Here is a 22,332-nt window from a genome sequence, read left to right on the forward strand (position 1 = left end):
CAGCGTAAGAGGGATGATAGAATAGAAGCAAAAGAGGCTCGGTCTCATCCCCTGCCCTATCTCTATTGAGGAAGGCAAAGGCGGCGGGAGGGATCAGCCGCAAGGCAGTGTGTTACAATAAGCCTATTCTCTTTATGAGAGCCTCGCTAACTGCGAATTGTGGGACACTAATTGTGCGGAGTCCAGGTTGCACACTGCTTCACCTCCTCAGTAGTGAGATGCCGCTGACCAGATCATTCTAGCACCAGCCGCACGTATTCAACGTAGCCGGAGGAGTGTATAGGATGTCCTGGACACCGCACATCTAGACTCAGCATCGGAAATGGGTTATCATGGCCCTATGCGTGTAGGCTTAAATGCGCATCTGCTTTCGTTAACGTCCTCCTACCGTGGCGCCGGCATCAGCCGCTATATCTGGAACTTGATCAACCACTTAGGGCGGGTGAGCCAGTCTGAAAGATACGTCCTCTTTCTCGGTGATCCCAAAGTGGCCTCAACCCTTATGCCCGACGACTGTTTCGGGCTGCGTCTATCATCTCTCCCGACGGTCCGGCCGCTGCTAAGGATACTCTGGGAGCAACTCCTTCAGCCGTTGGCCTTGCTCCAGGAGCACATCGACGTACTCCACTCCCTTGGCTACGTGCAGCCTATCCTCTGTGCCAGTCGTTCAGTTGTGACCGTCCATGACCTCAGTTTTCTGCTCTATCCCCGCATCTTCAATCGGCTCAATCGGCTCTATCTGAGCGTCTTCACCTATCTATCGACACGGAGGGCCGACAAGGTCATCGCCGTCTCCGAGAATACCAAGCGGGATCTGATAAGGTTGCTCAATGTTCCGGCGGATAAGATCGTTGTGATCGGACACGGTGTGGAGGAGTCCTTTCGTCCACTTGCAGAGTCGGAGGTAGCCGCCTTCCGTGAGCGACAGGGACTTCCAGCCGCATTCATTCTTTTTGTGGGCACGTTGGAGCCTCGTAAGAACATATCCACCCTGCTCAAAGCTTACGCTCAATTGCGAAGAGAGTCTCACCTGCCACATAAGCTGGTCATAGCCGGAGCCAAGGGCTGGCTGTACGAACGCATTTTCACCCAGGCGCGGGAGCTCGGCTTACAAGATGATGTTCTCTTTCCTGGTTATATAGCTTTAGACCAGCTCCCTTTGTGGTATAATTGCGCCGACCTGTTCGTTTATCCTTCGCTATACGAGGGGTTTGGTTTCCCTCCCCTGGAGGCGATGGCCTGTGGTACGCCGCTGGTCTGTTCCCAGGCATCCTCCTTGCCCGAGGTGGTCGGTGAGGTCGGTGTCCTTGTCGATCCGCTCGCTGTGGAGGAGTGGGCCGGGGCGATGGTCAAGGTATTGAGTGAACCAGCCTTGCGCTGGGAGCTACGCCAGAAAGGATTGGCCCGGGCGCGCCTCTTCTCCTGGGAGGGGACGGCTCGACGAACGTTGGAAGCATACCGTAGCTTGGGGAGTGGAGTTGCAGCCAGCCGTTGAAGTGCAAGCACAGGTAGAAAGACGCCGGGGGATGTGGAAGCGCGGTCGCCTCCTTCCAGCACCAGCTATGGCCCTGGCAGATACAGCCCTGCTAAATTTGGCCTTCATCCTCTCCTGGTGGATGCGCTATGAGTTGGAGCTCGGTCCGGCATTTGCCGAGCAGAACTACGTCTCCCTGGGCGCTTATCTCTCCATCCAGTTGAGCTTAACGCTCATTGTACTGCTGGTTTATAAGCTACAGGGGCTTTACCGTCCACATCTTGAGGGATCCTGGGTGGATGAGGTGGCCGGGATATTCGCCGGCACTACCATTGGTGTGGCCATAATGATCGTGGCCGTGTTCTATTATCGCCCCTATGCGCTTTCGCGCCTGATGTTCATTTATGCCTGGCTCTTGATCATCGTCCTTCTTGGTCTCTCCCGCCTGGTCGAGAGGACGATCCGTGCCTATCTACGGCGAAAAGGGATCGGTCTGGAGCATGTCCTGATCGTAGGGGCGGGGAGGTTGGGGCGCATGATTATGCAAAGCTTTGTCGCTCAGCCGGAGTTGGGCTATCAGGTGATCGGTTTCGTTGATGACGAACGACAAAAGGACATCGGGCGATTCCCTTGCTTGGGGCGGCTCAGTGAGATCACCCGCGCTCTCCACGAACACGATATAGATCAAGTAGTTATCGCCCTCCCTTCAGCTTCCCACCGTCGGATTATCGAGATACTCACCCATTGCGAGAGGGCCGGCGTGGGCTTTCGGATCGTCCCTGACTTTTATGAGCTCAGCCTGAGCCAGGTTGATATTGATGTTGTTAACGGCATTCCGCTTATTGGGGTAAAGGAGGTCTCCATCCGGGGGATGAATTTGCTCCTCAAGCGGTTGACCGATGTGGTGCTCTCGGCGTTGGTGCTGGTGATGGGCTCGTGGTTGCTGGCCCTCATCGCTCTGGCCATTAGACTTGATTCGACTGGCCCCGTCCTGTTCAAGCAGGTTCGGGTGAGCAGGGGGGGCAAACCTTTTGTCCTTTACAAGTTTCGCTCGATGAAGGTGGGTGCAGACGAAGAGATTGGGGATTTACGGCCGCTCAACGAGGCCAGTGGGCCGCTATTCAAGATTAGGTGTGACCCCCGGTTGACCAGGGTTGGTCGCTTCCTGCGCCGTTTCAGCTTGGATGAGCTGCCCCAATTCTATAACGTCCTGCGCGGTGACATGAGCCTGGTGGGACCCAGACCACCCCTCTCCAGCGAAGTGGAAAGATACGAGGATTGGCAACGGAAACGCCTGGAGGTCTCACCAGGGCTGACCGGGCTTTGGCAGGTAAGTGGGCGAAGCGATCTTACCTTCGATGAGATGGTCCTTCTGGATATATGGTACATTGAGAACTGGTCCCTGGGACTAGATTTCCGCGTCCTGTTACGCACTATTCCGGCTGTCCTCTCTGGTAAAGGGGCCTATTGAGGAAGGATTTTTGCGGCTTGAAGGTAGCCATAGTCTGTTCCTGGCTAAATCAGTATGGTGGGGCCGAGCGGGTCTTGGAGATCTTGCACGAGATGTATCCCGTCGCCCCTATCTATACCTCGATTTATGCCCCCGAACGGATGCCGGGCGCCTATCGCCAATGGGACATTCGTACCAGCTTTATGCAGCGGCTGCCGTTTGTAAAGACGCACCATCAACCATTCCTGCCCTTATACCCCTTAGCCTTTGAGCAGTTCGACCTCAGCGACTACGATGTGGTGATCAGCAACAGCAGCGCCTTCTGCCACGGCGTGATCACCCGCCCTCACACCTGTCATGTCTGTTATTGCCTGACCCCAGCCCGCTTCCTCTGGCATTTTGCAGAGTATAAGCGGGGCGAGAACATTGGTGCTTTGGGGACATTGCTCCTACCGCTCTTCCTTAGCTACCTGCGCACCTGGGATGCTCTAGCGGCCAATCGGGTGGATCATTTCGTGGCCATCTCAAGAACGGTAGCCGGCCGTATCGCCAAATACTACCGTCGTGAGGCGACGATTATTCATCCACCGGTAAACACAGAGGCTTATCGTCCGGCGACGACGATAGAGGACTATTTCCTGATCGTATCCCGCCTTATCCCCTATAAACGGGTCGACCTGGCCATCGAGGCTTTTAATCGTCTGGGGTTGCCCCTAAAGATCAGCGGTGATGGGCGCGATTATCGCTCTCTGCGAGGCATAGCTAAAGCGAATATAGAGTTCCTAGGGAAGGTACCCGATGAGGAGGTGAGGGGGTTATATGCGCGTTGTCAGGCGCTCATCTTCCCCGGCGAGGAGGACTTCGGACTGACGCCGCTTGAAGCCCAGGCAGCCGGCCGCCCGGTTATCGCTTATGGAGCCGGTGGAGCCTTAGAGACCATCGTTGAGGGTGAAACCGGAACCTTCTTCTGGAAGCAAACCCCTGAGGAGCTGATGCAGGCCGTGCAGCATTTTGATGCCAGTCGCTATGATCCCGCCCGCATTCGCCGACACGCTGAGCGCTTTGGACTCCAGGCTTTCAAGGAGAACCTATCCCGCTTTATAAATGAGAAGCACGCGGAGCATCGACGTCTGGCGGAGATCTTTCCGTAGGGGAGATGGGTATGGCTGAGGGAGTTCCTGTATTCAGCCAGAGAGATGCCTTCTACGAGGGCCGTTGGGCTGAAACTGATGCCAGTGCCGGTTCGCTGCGCAATCTGGTGGTGAAGAAGGAGCGCTTCTTTGTGCAGCAGCTGCGGGGTAGGAGGGGAATGGTGCTCGACCTTGGCTGTGGGGGAGGCTGGAGGCTCTACACCACGGTGGGGCCGGTGATCGGCATCGATCTCTCCTTCGCCTCCTTGCGCCAAGCCAGTCACATCTACGACCAGGTGGTCCAGGCTGACCTGGCCGACTTGCCCTTCGCCACCTCATCCTTTGATTTCGTAGTGAGCAGTGATGTCCTGGGCCATATCTTGCCGGAGAATAAGGGTGGCGTTTTAGGCGAGATCTATCGTGTTCTGAAGCGAGGTGGTCGAACGCTCCATTACATCGAGACGGATGGGGAAGACCCACTGATGCGTTTCGCCAAACGCTTTCCAGATCTGTATCAAAGCTATATCATATCCCCGGAAGGACACGTCGGGCTGGAAGCGCCCTCTGAGGTGGTGGCCAGGTTTCGCCAGACCGGTTTTCGTCCATTGTGTGAGATGCCTGTCTATCGTGGGCCGATGTACCTCCAACGCATCGTCCAGTGCTTCGACAATGAATACAAGGAGAAGTCAGCCGCCATGGCCGCTCTGGTAACAGTTAGTCGTTTCTTGCTGCGCCTGAAGCCCCTGGGGATAGTCGGTAATCTAGGAGTGAGCCTCTTCCTAGAGGTGGGCGATCGTCTCCTTCCTCCTGAATGGGCGGGAGGGTTGCTGGTTTGTTACGAGAAGGTATCCTAGAACAGGAGGAGAAGGTGGAACTGCGACAGTATTGGAACATCGTTTACCGGCGACTATGGATGGTTGTGGCCCTGACCCTGCTCTCCCTGGTGGCGGCTCTGCTTTTCCGGCCAACTTACACCCCTCAATACCAGTCTACCCTGCGCCTGTCCATTAAGCCTGAGGTACAATCGCCGGATGATCGTTACTACTACCCGGAATATTGGGGCTATCTTGCCTCCGAGTATCTCGTTGATGACCTATCGGCTGTAATGGAGAGCCCATCCTTTATGGCTGATGTACGGGAGCGCCTGAAGGGTCGGCCCGCTGGCCCTCCCCAGGGAACGATAACGACCAAGAAGTCTCATCGCGTTCTCAAGGTGACAGTTACCTCCGATAGCGCTGAGAATGCCCAGCTGCTCGCCAACACCATCGGCCAGATGCTCACCGAGCCCAGAGCCAGGTACCTGCGAGAGATCAGTGACCAGAACGTGACTGTGACCATCGTGGATCCGCCCACGGTCATACCGCTGGCGGTGCGGCGCGACTTTCTGGACATCGCCCTGCGCGTCCTCTTGGGATTATTCGCTGGGGTGGGCTTAGCCTTTCTCTTAGATTATCTGGACAACACCATTCGGGATAGCGACGATATTCGGCGTTTCGTAGGGTTGGCCGTGATCGGGGAGATCCCGGCAGAGAGATACCGTCGGTGGGGAAGATGGCCGCTTCGATCCACTGACACTGGCGGACGGAAGCGCATAGTTCTCCACAGTAGTGATCCCTCAGCGATGGGGTGGAGGGGAGACGATGTTTGACAGAGCAGCCCTAATCAGAGAGATCATCGCCGAGTACGAGTCATTGATCAAACTGGAGGTTAGTCGCCTCGATAATTATATGGTTGAACACGCCAGGTTGAAGCTGGCGGCCGAGATCATCCAGGAGTTCGGCGGCGATGAGGAGGAATTAAGAGAGGTGAAGCGTCGCCTCCATTGTGTGGAACACCGCATGAAATCCTCCGAGCGCTATCTGGAGCGGTTAGAGAGGCTCCTGAACATCTTTCGGGCGGCGCAGCTTGAGTAAAGATTTATTAAGGATAGACTGCTAATGTTCAAGAAGGTGCTTGTTCCCCTTGATGGCTCGTCGTTGGCCGAGATCCCCCTCGGCTTGGTTGAGGATCTGGCGGCCAAAATGGGTTCTGAGATCACCCTTATTCGCATAGTAACGCCCCTTACTGGTCTTCTGGCCGGCGAAGGGGTGCCGGTGGGGGCTGAACAGCTACTCAAACAAGAGACTGAGGAAGCGCAGCGCTATTTGTCTGGGGTGGCGGAGCGGCTGAAGGCTCAGGGGCAGCTCGTGCGCTGGGTGGTGGAGATCGGGCGTCCTGAGGAGAAGATCATCGAATACGCCGAACAAAATGGCTTCGACCTGATTGCCATGGCCACGCATGGGCGGGGTGGGGTGATGCAATGGGCCTTTGGCAGCGTGGCGGCCAGGATTCTTCAGGGCACCAGCGTGCCCATCCTGCTGGTGAGGGCCGTTGGCTCTGAGCGGAAATAGACCTAGAACCGCCAGCGCTCAGCCGCCTGTCGGCGCTTTCGCCGCCAGCTGGGACCCTTCTTCGGTTTGCCCCGCTGGCTCTCTTCATCCTCAGCGAGCGTGGCTGGCGTTATCCGCCGCCGTGGAGGCGGTGTCAGAGCATCGGCACTGCCCACCTGACATCCACGTCCGTGGGCGTGCTGGCGTATCTCGTTATCGTTAGAGACGACGATCGCGTTGGCTGGCTGCGCCAGTCCATCGATCAGTCGTTTGATGACCTCGTCGGCCTTCTCTCCCTGTCCTGAGTAGGTGACACGGATGCCCTGTATCCGCTCCGTCCTCTCTGCCAGGAACCCACTCTGATAGCCATCAAAGACCACGGTGATATCATATTGTTGGGACTTCTGGGCCAGAAGGTTGACGAGCCGATAGCGGGCGCTTTCCAGTCCGTGCTTCTCCAGCGCGGTCAGCTGCGGATTACAGCGAAGGACATTATAGCCATCGATGATGAGCTGCTTCATTATCTCCCTTCTAAGAAACCGATGTGAGCATGGCCCTGCTGCTGGGGGGCAAATGGTCAGTTTCCTGAGGCGTAGACCTCAGCCAATAACTCGATAGGATGAATGACGCGGCGGGGAAGTTTCCGAGGAGCCTTTCTCCTCGCCTCCCGCTTAAGTCCGTAGCTCAGTTGCATCCGACACGAGGGACATCCGGTAGCCAGGATGTCTGCCTCGGTCGCTGCCACATTGTCCATCTTACGCTCCAGGATGCGCACTGACAGATCGTGATAGGCCAGGCTGAAGGTACCGGCGCCACCACAGCAGCGATCGGCCTCGTCCATCTCCACCAGATTGACGCCGGGGATGGAGCGTAAGACCTGGCGTGGTGCCTCGCTCACCCCTTGACCACGCTTCAGATGACAGGGGTCGTGGTAGGTCACAGTCAGCGAGGGAAGGGAACTTGCGGGACTATCCAGTCCGATGACGCTCACCAGATACTCGGTTATATCATAAACCGGGGCCCTGAGTCCGTCGTATCCCTTGAGCGTGCTGCCACAGGTGGCACAGTCGACTACGATGGCCTCGACCTCTGCCTCGTTCAGAATGGTTGTGTTCTGCTTCTCCAGCCGCGCCGCAGTGGCTACGTCGCCGCTAGCGCGGTGGGGCATCCCACAGCAGACCGTCTGTGGCGGGATGAAGACCTGACAGCCATGCTGTCTCAGAACCTCCACCATCGCCCGGCCCAGACGGGGGTAAAAGAGATCGGTAGCACAGCCCAGAAAGTAGGCCACGCGCCGGCCGGGGTTCGGGCCACTCAACGTGGGCAAGACTTGCCGGGCGGACAGAAAGCTTGTCTCCGGCAACCGTTCCTCTTTCTCGTCCAGCTCACCGGGCAGGATCTGGAGCAATCCTGCTTTATGAGCCAGCCAGCGCAGGCCGGTTCGTTGGTAAAGGGCCAAGGCCATGCCGCTCAGCCGCAGGCGGCTGGGATAAGGCAAGGTCTGGCGAAGGATGAGGCTCTCGACCGCCGGTAAGCCCAGTTCCTCAACCAGAGCGGCCCGCGCCTCCAGCAGGAGCGTGCCCACCTTCACCCCGCTGGGGCAATTGTCCGTGCAGGCCTCGCAGCTCAAACACTGATGGACCATCTCCCGCAACGGTGTAGACGGCCCTAATTTTCCCTCCCAAAGGGCGCGTGCCAGTTGCACCTTCCCTCTGGCTACGCCTGGCTCGAGGCGCAGGACATCAAAGACGGGGCATTGGGCCTGACAAAGCCCACAACGGATGCACCTTAAGGACTCAGCGTACTGCTGTTCCTTGCTCAGTCTCCCCACTTCAGTTTTCCGAAAACATCTTGCCTGGGTTCAGGATGTTATTGGGATCGAGGACGCTTTTGATGCGGCGCATAACTGCCGTTCCGGCCGGCCCAAATTCCCACTCCAGGAAGGGGGATTTCAAGAGGCCGATGCCGTGCTCGCCGCTGAGGGTGCCCCCCAGCTCAAGGGCCGCCTGGAACATTTCGGCGGTGAACCTCTCTACCCGCTCCAGCTCCTCTTTGTTTCGTTGATCGGTCATTATATTGGGATGCAGATTGCCGTCGCCGGCGTGAGCAAGTATGGCCACGGCCAGGTGATGCTTGGCCGCCAGCGCGCGTATGTGCCGTACCATCTCCGGTACCTTATCGCGGGGCACGGTGGCATCTTCGATGATTACCGTTGGGCAGCTACGGGCGGTAGCGGCAAAGGCTGAACGGCGGGCCTCCCAGAGACGCTCACTCTCTTCTGGTGTCTGGGCCACCTTGATCTCCCGCGCCCCACAGTGGCGGACGATTTCTTCGATCAGCTCAGCCTGCCTGGTCACCTCGTTGCCGCTACCGTCTACTTCGATCAGTAGCAGCCCATCGGCATCGAGGGGTAGCCCTGTTGGCTTATAGGACTCGATTCTCTCGATGGTGACCTTATCCATCAACTCGAGCGTGGTGGGGACGATCTTGGCGGCCACGATGGCCGAGACAGTTTTGGCGGCGTCGTCCAGGGCGGTGAAAATGGCCAGGAGGGTCTGCTTGGCCTCGGGCAAGGGAATGAGGCGGACGATGATCTCGGTGATGACCCCCAACGTCCCTTCCGAGCCGATGAAGAGGTGGGTGAGGTCATAGCCGCTCACATTCTTCACCGTCTTGCCCCCCGTGCGGATGATTTCGCCGGTAGGCAAGACGACCTCTAGTCCGGTGACCCAATCCTTGGTCGTGCCGTACTTGAAGCAGCGCGGTCCGCCGGCCCCCTCGGCGACGTTGCCCCCCATCGTGGAGACGCTCAAACTGGCTGGATCTGGGGGGTAAAAGAGACCGAGGCGCTCGACAGCACTGTGGAAGTCGGCGGTTACCACCCCAGGCTGGACGGTAGCCGTTAGATTGGCTGTATCGATCTCAAGAATACGGTTTAGGCGCGCTGTAAGGAGGACGATTCCTCCCGAAGTGGGCACTGGACCGCCACTAAGACATGTTCCTGCCCCACGAGGAACGACCGGGATTCGCTCTTTGTTGGCCAGCTGTAAGATGGCCGCTATCTCTTGAGCTGTGGACGGTAAAACTACAGCGTCCGGTAGGGCAGTTAAGGGTGTGGCGTCATAAGAATAACAGAGTAGCTCCTCGGCTCGGTCGAGGACGTTAGCCCTGCCCACGATCTGCCGTAGCGCCGCGCTTAACTGCTCGTTGATCACTAGCCTTTCCTAAGGTCGAGTCTTTTCTCATCATAGCATTGGTGCCCCACCTGGTCAACGGGCCAAATCTGTTGTAAAATTCCAGAGGTACTTGGCTCAAGGAAGGGGGCAGCGCGTATGGTCTATCTGGAGGACATCCTCAAAGCCACCGCCGGGCGTACCTTCGGTGAGGTCTTTCATAGGGAGTTCGATGGCTTCAGTTATGATTCGCGCAAGTTGAGGCCGGGGGAACTGTTCCTGGCCGTCAGGACCGGGAAAGCGGACGGACACGATTACATCCTGGAGGCTTGTCGAGCTGGGGCAGCCGCTGTGCTCTCTGAGCGGGAGATCGACCTGAGCGCCTTTGGTGCCACTTGCGTCGTCGTGGAGGACACGCGTCAGGCCTTGAAACGTTGGGCGAGTTTCATCCTCCAAAAATATAAGCCAGAGGTGATTGCTGTTACCGGTAGCGTGGGCAAGACGAGCACTCAAAAGGCGATCGTAGCCGTGCTCAGCCAGGGATATGGAGGAACACCGGCCGTCTTTGAAAATGATAACTATAACGATCTCTATGGACTGCCCATCGCCCTGGGCAGACTCTCGGCCACACACGAGAAGGCTGTATTGGAGATGGCCAGCGACAGCTTCGGCGAGATCGCTGAGCTTTGCGGCCTTACCGCACCGCGTATCGGGGTGGTCACTAACGTGGCTGAGTCCCATTTGCAGTATCTCGGCTCTCTGGACAACCTGGCTGAGGAGTATGGTCAGCTCGTGGCTGCCCTCCCGGATGATGGCGTGGCCATCCTCAATGGCGATGACGTCCGGGTCAGTGCGTTGCGGGGAAAGACGGAGGCCAGAGTGATCTCCTATGGTCGAAGTCCAGAATCTGACCTCTGGGCCAGAGATGTGGTGGCTGGAACAGAGGGAATCCAGTTCGAATTTCACTGGGGCGAGCAAGTCCAGCGAGTGCGGCTTCCCCTTCTTGGCGAGCACAGCGTGTATACGGCGCTGGCGGCCATCGCTGTCGGTCTATCCTGTGGCTACGTTCTGGAGGAGATCATCCCCAGCTTAGCTCAGCTGACCCCCTTGCCTGGCCGCTTGAATCCTCTTAAGGGGCTGCAGGGCACCATCCTCCTCGATGATACCTTCAGTGCCAGCCCTCCCTCGGCCCTGGCTGCTCTCAGGACGCTTTCCACTTTCCCGGGGCGTAGGATCTTCGTTTGTGGTGATATGCTGGGGTTGGGTTCCTTTATGGAGGAGGGGCATCAGCTGGTGGGACGCCGGGCGGTCGAGATGGCTGATTATCTGGTCACCAAGGGTGACCGGGCCGAGCTGATCGCTCAGGGGGCGAGGAGGGCTGGGATGGCGCCGCATCAGGTCGCCATAACCTATACGCCTGATGATGTCCTCAAAAGCCTTGTCCCGCGACTACAGAGTGGTGATGTGGTCTTAGTGAAGGGCTCAGAAGAGGCGCGCATGGAGAAGGTGGTGGAAGGGCTACTGGCTGATAAAAACGAGGCGCCGTTCGTCCTGGTGCGTCAGGATCCTGGTTGGAGGCAAAAGGTGTCTCTCTGTCAGGAGAGACCAACTTGGGTTGAGATCGATTTGGGGGCGATCGCCTACAACCTGCAACGGATCAAAGCGCTGGTTGGTTCCAGCGTGGAGGTTATGGCCGTTCTGAAGGCCGATGCTTATGGCCATGGCATCCTTCGCGTGGCCCGCACGGCTCTCCTGAATGGGGCCTCTCTGCTGGGAACGGCCTGTCTGAGTGAGGCCGTGGGCTTGCGCGAGCGAGGGATCACCGCTCCAATCCTCATCCTCGGCTATACCCCTCCCTGGCAGGCCAGGGAGGTTGTTCGCTATGACCTGCGGGCCGCCGTCTTTTCCCTGGACGTGGCCAGACATCTCTCGCGGGCCGCTGTGTCCCAGAAACGCCCGGCCCTTGTGCATATAAAGGTGGATACTGGCATGGCCAGGCTGGGACTTGCTCCCACCGAGGTGCTGAGCTTCGCCGAACAGGTGCGCGAGTTGCCCAACATCCAGATTGAGGGAATCTTCACCCACTTCGCTAAGGCTGATGTCAGGGATGACCCGTACACCCTGTACCAGCTGGCCCAGTTCGAGAAAGTGCTGCGCCAACTGGCGGACAGAGGCATTGTCGTTCGCTATGTGCATGCGGCCAACAGTGCGGCCATCCTGACGCGGCCGCAGTCCCATTTTAACCTGGTGCGCCTGGGGATCGCCATGTATGGGCTTGATCCCTCCAGCGAGGTGAGGTGTCCGCCCGATTTCAAGCGGGCTCTTTCCTTCAAAACCCAGGTGGCTCAGGTGAAACATTTGCCAGCCGGCAGCTGTATCAGTTACGGCTGTACTTATGTTACCACTCGGCCATCGGTCATCGCCGTGCTGCCAGTGGGCTACGGCGATGGCTTCCGCAGGGCTCCGAACCATTGGGGCGAGGTGCTGGTGCGTGGTCAAAGGGCACCCATCGTGGGCACCGTGTGCATGGATATGTGCATGATCGATGTAACCGACATCCCTAATGTGCGCCAGGGCGATGAAGTGGTTCTTATCGGTGAACAAGGGCATGAGAGCATCACTGTTGAGGAGGTGGCCAGGAGGCTGGGGACGATCAATTACGAGGTAGTCTCTGAGATATTGGCTCGGGTACCCCGTGAGATCACCACCCGAGCCACACCTGGTTGAGCGAGGTGGAGACGTCCGCACAGGATTCGCCGTACGATCTTCAGCTTATCCGGCGACGGGCCAGCCTCGGCGTGGGTGCGTTCGCCCTGCGCGAGGGGTTGGTTCGCTTCCTCACGCTTGCCTCCGGCGTGATCCTGGCGCGCCTCCTGGGCCCGGAAACCTTCGGTCTGTATGCTATCGCCTGGTTTGTGGTACATCTGTTCAGCCATTTCAGCGACGCTGGACTGGTATCGTTGGTGGGGTGTTGATCCATTCTCTCCCGTCTACCCGGGGCTTGATTCATGCTGCTGATGCGCTTCGGCCAGCGCTGGAGGCTGTGCTGCCGCGGAAATTTACTCGCCTGTACTATGCGGCCATTTGTGATGCCTGCTACTGGCGGGGTTTGCGGGATCAATCTAGGGAGGATGGGAGGATACAAGGGGCGAGGGCGCAGATTTAGGGTTTGCGGATGGCCAGGTAAACCGTTGTGCCCGGTTCGACCAGTGTGCCAGCCGCTGGCGTTTGGCTAAGGACGTGACCAACCGGCACTTTCTTGAGGTCGCTCTCCGGTACATCACCCGGTCCCTGGTAATTGGGCCAGGTATTTCTGAGGCGTGCCTTTTCGATGATTTGACGAGCTTCGGCCTCCGGAAGCCCAACCACCAGGGGCACGCGGACCAGTTCCTTGCCTTTGCTGACACGGAGGACGACGAGCGAGCCGACCTTCACCATCGTGTTTGCTGGAGGATCCTGCCCAAAGACTACACCGGCCGCTACCTGGCTGTTCCATTCCTCCTTTATCTCCGTCCGTAGCCCAAGCCTCTCCAGCCTCTCCTTAGCACCTGAGGCAAGATAGTCGATCACACTGGGTACGCTCACCGTGGCTGGTCCCTTGCTGAGGATGATCTCGATGGTGCTGCGCGGCGGCACGGTTGTTTCAGGAGCGATGGACTGCCAGATGATGGTGGCTAGCGGGTACTCACTGCTGTACTGCTCGTCTTTGACAGCAAGATCAAGACCGCGCCTGGCCAGCTCCTGTTTGGCTTGATCGTAGGTAAGGCCAACCAGTTTGGGAACGGTCGCCATGGGTACGGCAGTGGGGGTTGGGGTGGGGGTGGGCATTGGTCTGGCGATGAGGTTGGCTAATCCCGTTTGTAAGCGGGGGTACAGATAGGAGCGATAAAGCAAGAGCCCTGAGGGGATCAGGGCGAGGAACAGTCCCAGGACCAGGATGGCCAGGGCGATGGCCATGGGGCTAAGTCTAGATCGTCTGGCAGCGGTGGCCGGACCGTGTCCAGGCAGAGGCGCCAGCGGTACGGTGAATTGCTCGCCCAACTGCTTATAGCTTTGCAGGTCCTGGGCCATCTCCTCGGCCATCCCATAGCGGCGGCTGGGATCCTTACGCAATGACTTCAAGATGATCGCCTCTAGCGGGAGGGGAAGGTAGGGGTTCAAGCGGCGTGGTGGGAGTGGCTCCTCCTGGACGTGTTTTAAGGCTATGCCCAGGGCGTTATCGCTATCGAAGGGCAGTTTGCCTGTGAGCATCTCATAGAGGACTACGCCGAAGGCGTAAAGGTCGCTGGCTGGGGTCGTCTCCTTGCCCAGCGCCTGCTCAGGGGCACAGTAGTGCACGGTGCCGAGGATGACGCCGGTCTCCGTCAACTGAGAGGCGGCGGCCGCTCGGGCGAGACCGAAATCGGTCACCTTGACCTGGCCATCGGTCGTCAGGAGGACGTTCTGGGGCTTGATATCGCGGTGGATGAGCCCCTTGTGGTGAGCGAAGCCAAGCGCGGCCAGGATCTGCAGGGCGATGTCAATGGCGCGGGCACTGGTCAATGGCGCCTCTCTAAGGATTAGCTCCTTGAGGCTGTGCCCCTCAACGTACTCCATGACGATATAGTTGTATGGGCCGGCCGTTCCGACGTCGTAAACAGCGACGATATTAGGATGAGTTAAGCCAGCCGCAGCCCGGGCCTCACGTTGGAAGCGAGCGAGGAAGTCCGCATCGCGAGCATACTCTTCCCGCAGTACCTTGATGGCCACGGGGCGTTCCAGGAGGGTATCCTCGCCTCGATAGACCCGGGCCATGCCTCCCTCACCGATCTTTTCCAGGATGCGGTAGCGGTTGTTAAGAAGAAGCCCTAGCATATCTTGTTTCAATCCCCACTCGGCCCAAAGACCGAGTGCGACATTTCCTTCTTTCGTAGTATAGCACATTGGTTGAGTTTCAATCCCCACTCGGCCCAAATACCGAGTGCGACTAGCACTTGCTCGTACTGCCGCTAAAGAGATGATGTTACACCTCCATAGAGCCCAATCCTTAAAATTTTAGTAATGATCCCCCAAAAGGTTGTAGAATAGAGGCGATCATTAAGTGTACTTGCGGCACCTACAGATAAAGAATCAAGGATGAGCAAGCAGTCTCCAGAGCTAAGATCATATTGGGAGGGACGGGCCGAGGCCATCGACAACTACTATTCCTGGCGTCTGCCTGGACTTGAGGAGATCGTCAGACGTATCGAGGCCACGTTGGGGGATACGGCTGGCATAATTCTCGACCTCGGCTGCGGACCGGGACTGCCTGGGGCTATGCTGAAGCGCAAGGTCATCGGAGTAGATTTCACCGTGAGTATGATACAGAAGGCTCGCCGGCGCCTGAACCACGTCGTCCTCGCCGACCTCTTTGCCTTACCCTTCGCCGATAAGGCCTTCGCCGCAGCCATGTGCCTCTTTGTCATCAGTGACTATGCCGAAAAGGACGCCTTCTTTCGGGAAGCGCATCGGGTGCTCGAAGATGGGGCATTGTTCTTCCTGGCCGACTACTCACCCAACGATGGCTGGATGGGATGGTTGCGGAATGAGCTTATTTGCAGCGCCATGGAGGGACACGCCCCGGTATACCTGGAGGATCTGCCCACCCTGGCTCTCTGTGGACAGACGGCAGGCTTTGAACCCCTCTCAGCCAAGAGAATTCCCATGCAGTTGTCTCTAAGGGTCACGGATATACTGGCTCGCTATGCTCATCTGGAGAAGGAGAAGACGATTCTAGCCCGTATGAGTGCGCTCGGAATGCAACGGCACGGATGCTATACGATACAGCGGGAGTTCCTTTTCCTCATCCTCAGGAAGTGCCCTAGATCTCGCGACGCCCTTCCAGGGCACGGGTGAGGGTAACCTCATCGGCGTATTCGAGGTCTCCTCCTATGGGCAAGCCACGGGCTAAGCGGGTCACTCGAATCCCCAAGGGTTGGATCAGGCGGGCTATGTAGGTAGCCGTTGCCTCACCCTCAAGGTTCGGGTTGGTGGCCAGGATGACTTCCTCTACCTGGCTGGAGCGCAGACGCTGGAGAAGTTCCTTTATCTTTAATTCTTCGGGCCCTATCCCCTCCATAGGAGAGATGGCCCCATGTAATACATGGTATAGCCCCATATATTCTCGTGTCCGCTCGATGGCTAAGACGTCCAAGGGCTCTTCCACTACGCAGATCTTGGTTCGATCGCGGCCACGACCCTGACAGATTGAGCAGGGGTTCTCCTCAGTGATATTGAAGCATACCGAACAGAAGATGATCCTCTCTTTGACATCCAGGATCGCCTCGGCCAAGCTTCTGGCTTGCTCTGCCGGCATACGCAGGAGGAAGAAGGTTAGCCGTTGAGCCGTCTTCGGTCCGATACTGGGCAATTTGTTGAGCTCTTCGATGAGCCTGGCTACAGGCTCAGCGATTGGTTGCATTGGAAACGTAGCTCTCCTCGTTTCTAGTCGGCCAAGAACAGTACCTACTGGTTATTATAGTCTAGACAGATATCTTGTCAAACTCTCCTCGTAGCAACGGTCCGCAACCCAACGCACAGCTTCAACTTTACCCTTAGGTAACGTATAATAGCGGTGACTGCGAAAGACCGACAGAGCACCAGCGGGGAATCTCGCCTGGACTGCTAGCCTGTTGAAAGGGAACTTCTCCAGAATGAACTAAGGAGGGGATGAACACCGATGGACCTTTCCCTTGCGGCTATGGCCAAGATGATCGATCACGCTATCCTACAGCCAACGGCGACCGGACGGGAGGTGGAGGAGGGCTGCGCCCTGGCCCGGCGTTTTCAGGTAGCCACCGTTTGCGTTAAGCCCTACTACGTACCTCAGGCCTACGAGTTACTAAAAAACTCAACGGTGCAGGTCAGCACCGTCATAGGCTTCCTGCACGGTGGGCAGCTGAGCCAGGTAAAGAGCTACGAGGCCATCCTGGCCATGGAGCAAGGGGCAGCCGAGATCGATATGGTCTGCAATATTGGGGCAGTGAAATCTGGCGACTGGGAGGCTGTGCGACAAGATATTCGAGCAGTCGTAGTCGCGGCGAGAGAGCGTAATGTTCCAGTGAAGGTCATCCTGGAGATATGTTATCTTACTGAAGAGGAGAAGCGGAGGCTCTGCTTGCTGATCCGGGATGAGGGCGCCGCCTTCGTCAAGACATCCACCGGCTTCGGGACGGCCGGAGCCACGGTCGAAGATGTCCGCTTGCTGCGCTCCATCGCTGGGCCAGCGCTAGGTATCAAGGCCGCAGGCGGCATTCGCACCCTGGATGACCTGCAACAAATGGTTGCCGCCGGTGCCACACGCATCGGGACCAGCAGCACAGCGGCCATCCTGGAGGAAGCCGCCCGGCGGGGATTCCCAGCGTCCTGAGTGGAGGTCAAGGGGCTCCAGGGTTCCGCCCTAGCTACCCTTTCTCCCTTACCAAGGGGGTAGTAAGGGCAGACCCCATTCCCCTTAACAAGGGGTAAAGGGGAACCCCCTTCTCCCACCGGATGGGGGGTGCAGAGAGGGGCTTCGCCCCTCTGCTGGGGTTTGGGGTATCCCCAAAACTTCTCACCCCCCTTCTCCCGCCGGAGTAAGGGGTGGTCAAGGAGGGAGGGCGCAGCCCCACAACCTGGAGTGAATCGAGATACAGCCTAGATCCAATCCCCCCTTCTCCCGCTGGGGGTAGTTCAGAAGGGGGCAAACCCCCTTCTGGGAGGGTTCTAGGGCTCCGCCCTAGGCTCTATTCCCCCCTTCTCCCGCTTTGCGGGAGAAGGGGGGAAAGGGGGGTTGAGGGCACAAACCAACTATGAGGAGGTCTTAAGTGAGGGCTCTTTGCGAGCGTGCTTTAAATCTAGCCCAGGTCCAAGGAGCCAGCTACGCCGATGTCAGGATAGTCCACCGGCAATACCAGACCATCGTGGTCAAGAATGGTAAGGTTGAAGCCTTAGCTATGGACGAGGACTACGGCTTCGGCATACGGGTAATCGTCGCTGAGGCCTGGGGCTTCGCCAGCAGCTCCAAGGTTACACCTTTGGAGATAGATCGTCGCACATCTCTCGCCATTCGCATCGCTAAGGCCAGCAGTCAACTGAAACGTCAAGAGGTTAACCTGGGCCCCCCTCGTAAGATGATAGATAACTATCGTACACTGGTAAAGATCGATCCTTTCTCCGTTCCCATCGAACGCAAGATTGAACTCCTCCTGGCGGCCGATGCGGCGATGCGCCGCATAAAGGGGATTAAGGTGACGCGGGGAAGCATCGGCCTGGTTCGGGAGATAAAGACCTTTGCCAGCACTGAAGGAAGCTATATCGAACAGGAGATAATCGAGACTGGTGCCGGGATCGAGGCCACTGCCGTCGGCAATGGCGATGTCCAAAAACGCAGCTATCCTAATTCCTTCGCCCGTCACCAGGGCACAGCCGGGTACGAGTTCATCGAGGAGATGCACCTCTTGCAGAATGCACCACGCATCGCCGAGGAAGCGGTACAACTGCTTACGGCCAAGCAGTGTCCCAGCGATGTCATCACGACAATCATCCTTGACCCTACCCAATTGGCTCTCCAGTTGCATGAGTCGTGTGGCCATCCGGTGGAGCTTGACCGTGTCCTGGGGACCGAGGCCGATTACGCCGGCACGAGCTTCTTGACCGTGGACAAGTTGGGGACCTTTCGCTACGGCTCAGAGATTGTCAACATCACTGCTGATGCCACTATCCCGGGCGGCTTAGGTACCTTTGGCTACGACGATGAGGGGACACCGGCGCAACGCTCCCCAATTGTCCGCGAGGGTCTCTTTGTGGGCTATCTGACCTCTCGTGAAACGGCCACCTTGCTTGGACAGACAAGCAACGGTGCGGCGCGGGCAGATGGCTGGAACCGCATCCCTATCATCCGCATGACTAATATTAACCTTGAACCTGAGGACTGGGGCTGGGATGACTTGCTGGCTGATACGGAAGAAGGCATCTACATGCAAACAAATAAGAGCTGGAGCATTGATGACAAGCGACTGAACTTTCAGTTTGGAACAGAGATTGCCTGGGAGATCAAAAAGGGCAAGTTGGGGGCAATATTGAAGAATGCCACTTACACCGGCATTACCCCCCAATTTTGGGCCAGCTGTGATGCCATCTGCAACGCTGATTACTGGCGGATTTGGGGCACCCCCAATTGTGGGAAGGGGCAGCCGCTGCAGTCGGCCCACGTTGGTCACGGTACCGCTCCCGCCAGGTTCCGCAGCGTCCGCGTGGGCTTAATGAAGGGTTAGCACTCAGGGGGTCAAGGAGGGAGGGCGCAGCCCCACAACCTGGAGTGAATCGAGATACAGCCTAGATCCAATCCCCCCTTCTCCCGCAGCAAGGGGTGGTCAAGGAGGGAGGGCGCAGCCCCACTACTTGGAGTGAGTCGGGATACAGCCTAGATCCGATCTCCCCTTCTCCCGCTGGGGGTAGTTCAGAAGGGGGCAAACCCCCTTCTGGGAGGGTTCTAGGGCTCCGCCCTAGACTCTATTCCCCCCTTCTCCCGCGGAGCGGGAGAAGGGGGGCAAGGGGGGATGAGGGTACAGACCAACGAAAACGCGCAGGACGCCCGGCAAGGGACTGGCGCTCTAGAGGTGGCAAATCAGGCTGGAGCAAGTGGGGTCATCAACGGCAGGTGGCACAGCTGGTGGCAGAGCAAGTGGCGCAACTGCTGTTGCCCAGCGACTTCGTCTCTCCACCCTCGCCCTTGCTGAAAGAGGCGAAGGTTGAAAGGAGCCGTTTCACTTCACCGCCGCAGCGCGGGCAGGTGGCTGCATCGCTACTGTGCTCCAGGCTGCGGAGCAGCTCGAATTTGTAATGACAATCGCCACAGCAGAATTCGTAAATAGGCACGGAATATCCCTCGTGATATGGTGTTTCTAAATTCTATTTTACGACAAAACTACCTAAGGGTCAATTCTCCCGCAGGATGTGGGTGTGCAGCGGGACAAGGACCCTTTGGCAGGGGTCTTTCGGATGTGCCCTCCTTCCACAGGAAGGGCAAAAAGCCCGAAGGCGGATTCTGCTGGCCTGCCCGCCGCAGGCGGGGTTTGGGGGTCAAGAAAGGAGGAAATAGCGATGTTAGGCGAGGAAAGGGCTTTACGTCTCCTGGAGCGTGTTCTGACCCAGACAAAAGGCGACCAGGTAGAGGTCGTCTTGTTAGGCAATAATTCTCAGCTGACCAGATTCGCCAACTCCTATATCCATCAAAATGTGGCCGAGAGTAACATGGGGCTGCGCCTCCGTCTGGTATTGGGGAAAAGGGTGGGGGTCGCCTCCACTAACGACCTTAGCCAAGAGGGAATACGCAAAGTGGTTGAGACGGCTACCATTATCACTCAACTTCAGGAGGAGAATCCTGATTTCGCATCGCTGCCTGCCCCAGCACCTATAACAAAGGTCAACGCTTTCGTCCGTCGCACAGCCGAATATCAGCCGGAACAACGAGCCAGGATCGTTGGCACCATCTGCCGATTATCCAGCGAGAATGGGCTGAATGCCGCGGGGTCTTTTGCCACGGCCAGATATGAGATTGCCGTGGCCAACTCCCTCGGCGTGCGGGCCTACCATTGCGGTACGGTAGCCGACATTAATACAGTAATTATGTCTGATACCTCCTCCGGCTATGCTGACCTCTCCTCGCTAGACGTGGCCGACATCGATGCTGAAGCCTTAGCTAAGGAGGCCATCGCCAAAGCCCTGCGTGGGCGGAATCCAACCACCATTCCCCCTGGGGAATATGAAGTAATTCTCGAAGAGTACGCCACGTTGGACATCCTGGATATGTTAGCCTATTGTGGCTTTAGTGCCTCGGCCATGCAGGAAGAGCGGAGCTTTATGAAGGGCAAATTTGGACAAAGGATCGTGGGAGCGAACATCTCCATCTGGGATGATGGGTTGGATAGAAGTGGCTTTCCTCTCCCCTTCGATTATGAAGGAGTGCCCAAAGGGCGGGTAGATATGATTCGGGGGGGCATCGCTCAAGCCGTTGTTTATGACTCATATACGGCAACGAAGGAGGGCAAGCGCTCCACCGGGCACGCTCTGCCGGCTCCTAATACTTGGGGACCCTATCCCATGAATATGTTTATGCAGGCTGGTGAGGCAAGCAAGGAAAATATGATCGCATCCACCCGAAAGGGGATCTGGGTGACGCGCTTCTGGTACACCCGTCCCGTACACCCTTTACAGGTGATCATCACGGGTATGACCAGGGATGGCACCTTTCTCATCGAAAATGGCGAGGTGACCCGTCCCCTCAGGAACCTGCGCTTTACCCAAAGTTACCTCGAGGCTTTGAGCAACGTCCAGATGATCGGAAAGACCACCAAGTTACAACGGGACCCTAGCGGGCTGTCCTCGGCGCGTGTACCAGCCCTGAAGATCGCCAGCTGGACCTTCCAGGATGCAACGCCCTATCTCTGAGGGTTCCCTCATCCCCCCTTGCCCCCCTTCTCCCGCTCCGCGGGAGAAGGGGGAATAGAGCCTAGGGCGGAGCCCTAGAACCCTCCCAGAAGGGGGTTTGCCCCCTTCTGGACTACCCCCAGCGGGAGAAGGGGGAATAGAGCCTAGGGCGGAGCCCTAGAACCCTCCAAGGAGGGGGTTTGCCCCCTTCTGGACTACCCCCAGCGGGAGAAGGGGGAATAGAGCCTAGGGCGGAGCCCTAGAACCCTCCAAGGAGGGGGTTTGCCCCCTTCTGAACTACCCCCAGCGGGAGAAGGGGGGATCGGATCTAGGCTGTATCCCGACTCACTCCAAGTAGTGGGGCTGCGCCCTCCCTCCTTGACCACCCCTTACTGCGGGAGAAGGGGGGATCGGATCCAGGCTGTATCTCGATTCACTCCAGGTTGTGGGGCTGCGCCCTCCCTCCTTGACCCCCTTTGCTGCTGCGGGGGGATAGTTAGGTCGAAGACTCTTCGAGGCACAGCCCTGGAATTCTCCAGGGATAGGGGCACGTGGCCACGTGCCCCTACTGCGCCTTCTTGACCCCTCCCTTGCCCCGGCGGGGAGTAACCGGTTCGCCAGGTTGGCTCACTGTCGACCGGCCGGTCTGGCAAATCTCCATTCATAACCGGGGCGATAAAGGGGTAATACTAAATAAGTTCGCTTAGTTACAGCGATTTTCATCTCCGGATTGGCTGCCTGGATGAGCCCCACCAAGCCCCCTTTGCGGGTGAGGGCTCGCTCCAACGTTTCGGGGCGACCGATCGCCTTGAAGACGTAGGGAGGGGTGATCGAGACATCATTGACGCGGAGACCAATCTTATCCTTGACTACGGCCGTGCGCACCCCGATACGCTGCTCATTGATGGCGATCGCCTCTGCCCCAGCATTGCGCAGCTCATTAATTAAATCCTGTAGCTCCTCCGCTCGCAGCTCGCCGGAGATGAAAATCGCTGTAACTAAGCCACTCACCTCGCTTAACCCATTGATCAGGCGTAACTGATTCAGCTCTTCAGCCATAATGGTTAAATCACTTCTCTCTATAGAGCGCTCATATCGCTCCAGCTGGCTGGTGAGGTCGCTCACCTCCCGACGCAGGGCCATGTTGCTGTCGTACAAGTTGCTGATGATTATCGCCTGATCACTGGCCGTGACTATGCCAGCAGATCGGGCGATCTTGCCCTGAGCGTGAAACTGCATCGCCAGCATGAGGCCGAGAAGGAAGCAGACAAGAGTTAGCGAGATGATACTTGATCTGGACCTCATCGCA

At 57.7% G+C, this 22,332-nt stretch carries 20 protein-coding genes; 13 read left to right on the forward strand and 7 right to left on the reverse strand.

Annotated features, from left to right (window positions below; all coding sequences use genetic code 11):
• Nucleotides 1-340: 340 nt before the first annotated feature.
• From M1136_00590 to M1136_00620, 7 genes are read left to right on the forward strand one after another with little or no spacing between them, the layout of a single operon-like run.
• Nucleotides 341-1,495, forward strand: a complete 1,155-nt coding sequence (locus M1136_00590; protein MCL5074138.1) for a glycosyltransferase family 4 protein — start codon at nt 341-343, stop codon at nt 1,493-1,495.
• Entirely contained in the window at nt 1,479-2,945 is a 1,467-nt protein-coding gene (locus M1136_00595; GenBank protein ID MCL5074139.1) for a sugar transferase, read from the forward strand. The genes M1136_00590 and M1136_00595 overlap by 17 nt, the downstream gene beginning before the upstream one ends.
• Before the next feature lie 17 nt (nt 2,946-2,962).
• Nucleotides 2,963-4,075 (forward strand): glycosyltransferase, encoded by a 1,113-nt coding sequence (locus M1136_00600; GenBank protein ID MCL5074140.1) that lies wholly within the window; start codon nt 2,963-2,965, stop codon nt 4,073-4,075.
• A gap of 11 nt (nt 4,076-4,086) precedes the next feature.
• Nucleotides 4,087-4,908: a methyltransferase domain-containing protein gene (locus tag M1136_00605; GenBank protein ID MCL5074141.1), complete on the forward strand. Its 822-nt coding sequence runs from the start codon at nt 4,087-4,089 to the stop codon at nt 4,906-4,908.
• Entirely contained in the window at nt 4,887-5,702 is an 816-nt protein-coding gene (locus M1136_00610) for a Wzz/FepE/Etk N-terminal domain-containing protein (GenBank protein MCL5074142.1), read from the forward strand. Before M1136_00605 ends, M1136_00610 begins: the two co-directional genes overlap by 22 nt.
• A complete protein-coding gene (locus M1136_00615; protein MCL5074143.1) occupies nt 5,695-5,967 on the forward strand; it encodes a hypothetical protein in 273 nt (90 codons plus the stop codon). The genes M1136_00610 and M1136_00615 overlap by 8 nt, the downstream gene beginning before the upstream one ends.
• Before the next feature lie 24 nt (nt 5,968-5,991).
• Entirely contained in the window at nt 5,992-6,444 is a 453-nt protein-coding gene (locus tag M1136_00620; GenBank protein MCL5074144.1) for a universal stress protein, read from the forward strand.
• Between the two features lie 2 nt (nt 6,445-6,446).
• On the opposite strand, the gene M1136_00625 is transcribed toward M1136_00620, so the two are convergent.
• The 3 genes from M1136_00625 to M1136_00635 are packed head-to-tail and all read right to left on the reverse strand — an operon-like array spanning nt 6,447 to nt 9,638.
• Nucleotides 6,447-6,944, reverse strand: coding sequence for an NYN domain-containing protein (locus M1136_00625; GenBank protein ID MCL5074145.1), 498 nt, complete (start codon nt 6,942-6,944; stop codon nt 6,447-6,449).
• A 56-nt stretch (nt 6,945-7,000) separates the two neighbouring features.
• Nucleotides 7,001-8,254, reverse strand: coding sequence for a (Fe-S)-binding protein (locus tag M1136_00630; protein MCL5074146.1), 1,254 nt, complete (start codon nt 8,252-8,254; stop codon nt 7,001-7,003).
• 1 nt (nt 8,255) lies between these two features.
• Nucleotides 8,256-9,638 (reverse strand): FAD-binding protein, encoded by a 1,383-nt coding sequence (locus M1136_00635; protein ID MCL5074147.1) that lies wholly within the window; start codon nt 9,636-9,638, stop codon nt 8,256-8,258.
• 117 nt (nt 9,639-9,755) lie between these two features.
• Between M1136_00635 and alr the strand changes: the two genes are divergently transcribed.
• Nucleotides 9,756-12,323 (forward strand): alanine racemase, encoded by a 2,568-nt coding sequence (alr, locus tag M1136_00640; protein ID MCL5074148.1) that lies wholly within the window; start codon nt 9,756-9,758, stop codon nt 12,321-12,323.
• Nucleotides 12,324-12,328: 5 nt separating this feature from the next.
• A complete protein-coding gene (locus M1136_00645) occupies nt 12,329-12,571 on the forward strand; it encodes an oligosaccharide flippase family protein (protein MCL5074149.1) in 243 nt (80 codons plus the stop codon).
• A gap of 187 nt (nt 12,572-12,758) precedes the next feature.
• Here the strand turns inward: M1136_00645 and M1136_00650 are convergent, their stop codons facing one another.
• Entirely contained in the window at nt 12,759-14,450 is a 1,692-nt protein-coding gene (locus tag M1136_00650; GenBank protein MCL5074150.1) for a protein kinase, read from the reverse strand.
• Nucleotides 14,451-14,711: 261 nt separating this feature from the next.
• On the opposite strand from M1136_00650, the gene M1136_00655 reads away from it, so the two are divergent.
• Nucleotides 14,712-15,470, forward strand: a complete 759-nt coding sequence (locus tag M1136_00655; protein MCL5074151.1) for a class I SAM-dependent methyltransferase — start codon at nt 14,712-14,714, stop codon at nt 15,468-15,470.
• Here M1136_00655 and recR read toward each other — a convergent pair.
• Entirely contained in the window at nt 15,436-16,035 is a 600-nt protein-coding gene (gene recR / locus M1136_00660) for a recombination mediator RecR (protein ID MCL5074152.1), read from the reverse strand. The two genes, M1136_00655 and recR, sit on opposite strands and share 35 nt — an antisense overlap.
• Before the next feature lie 258 nt (nt 16,036-16,293).
• On the opposite strand from recR, the gene deoC reads away from it, so the two are divergent.
• A complete protein-coding gene (gene deoC / locus M1136_00665; GenBank protein MCL5074153.1) occupies nt 16,294-16,983 on the forward strand; it encodes a deoxyribose-phosphate aldolase in 690 nt (229 codons plus the stop codon).
• Between the two features lie 436 nt (nt 16,984-17,419).
• A complete protein-coding gene (locus tag M1136_00670; GenBank protein MCL5074154.1) occupies nt 17,420-18,868 on the forward strand; it encodes a TldD/PmbA family protein in 1,449 nt (482 codons plus the stop codon).
• Between the two features lie 376 nt (nt 18,869-19,244).
• Here M1136_00670 and M1136_00675 read toward each other — a convergent pair whose 3' ends face one another.
• A complete protein-coding gene (locus tag M1136_00675) occupies nt 19,245-19,472 on the reverse strand; it encodes a zinc ribbon domain-containing protein (protein MCL5074155.1) in 228 nt (75 codons plus the stop codon).
• Between the two features lie 225 nt (nt 19,473-19,697).
• Between M1136_00675 and M1136_00680 the strand changes: the two genes are divergently transcribed.
• A complete protein-coding gene (locus M1136_00680) occupies nt 19,698-21,044 on the forward strand; it encodes a TldD/PmbA family protein (GenBank protein MCL5074156.1) in 1,347 nt (448 codons plus the stop codon).
• A gap of 606 nt (nt 21,045-21,650) precedes the next feature.
• Here M1136_00680 and M1136_00685 read toward each other — a convergent pair.
• Entirely contained in the window at nt 21,651-22,328 is a 678-nt protein-coding gene (locus M1136_00685) for a DUF881 domain-containing protein (GenBank protein ID MCL5074157.1), read from the reverse strand.
• Between the last annotated feature and the right edge of the window lie 4 nt (nt 22,329-22,332).

Source organism: Chloroflexota bacterium (genome assembly GCA_023475225.1).
GTDB lineage: Bacteria > Chloroflexota > UBA6077 > FW602-bin22 > JAMCVK01 > JAMCVK01.

Bases quoted from the DNA above. Each gene is read 5' to 3' on its own strand.
- M1136_00590 (MCL5074138.1), top strand. From the start codon at position 341: ATGCGTGTAGGCTTAAATGCGCATCTGCTTTCGTTAACGTCCTCCTAC.
- M1136_00605 (MCL5074141.1), top strand. From the start codon at position 4,087: ATGGCTGAGGGAGTTCCTGTATTCAGCCAGAGAGATGCCTTCTACGAG.
- M1136_00615 (MCL5074143.1), top strand. From the start codon at position 5,695: ATGTTTGACAGAGCAGCCCTAATCAGAGAGATCATCGCCGAGTACGAG.
- M1136_00620 (MCL5074144.1), top strand. From the start codon at position 5,992: ATGTTCAAGAAGGTGCTTGTTCCCCTTGATGGCTCGTCGTTGGCCGAG.
- M1136_00625 (MCL5074145.1), bottom strand. From the start codon at position 6,944: ATGAAGCAGCTCATCATCGATGGCTATAATGTCCTTCGCTGTAATCCG.
- alr (MCL5074148.1), top strand. From the start codon at position 9,756: ATGGTCTATCTGGAGGACATCCTCAAAGCCACCGCCGGGCGTACCTTC.
- M1136_00650 (MCL5074150.1), bottom strand. From the start codon at position 14,450: ATGCTAGGGCTTCTTCTTAACAACCGCTACCGCATCCTGGAAAAGATC.
- M1136_00655 (MCL5074151.1), top strand. From the start codon at position 14,712: ATGAGCAAGCAGTCTCCAGAGCTAAGATCATATTGGGAGGGACGGGCC.
- recR (MCL5074152.1), bottom strand. From the start codon at position 16,035: ATGCAACCAATCGCTGAGCCTGTAGCCAGGCTCATCGAAGAGCTCAAC.
- deoC (MCL5074153.1), top strand. From the start codon at position 16,294: ATGGACCTTTCCCTTGCGGCTATGGCCAAGATGATCGATCACGCTATC.
- M1136_00680 (MCL5074156.1), top strand. From the start codon at position 19,698: ATGTTAGGCGAGGAAAGGGCTTTACGTCTCCTGGAGCGTGTTCTGACC.
- M1136_00685 (MCL5074157.1), bottom strand. From the start codon at position 22,328: ATGAGGTCCAGATCAAGTATCATCTCGCTAACTCTTGTCTGCTTCCTT.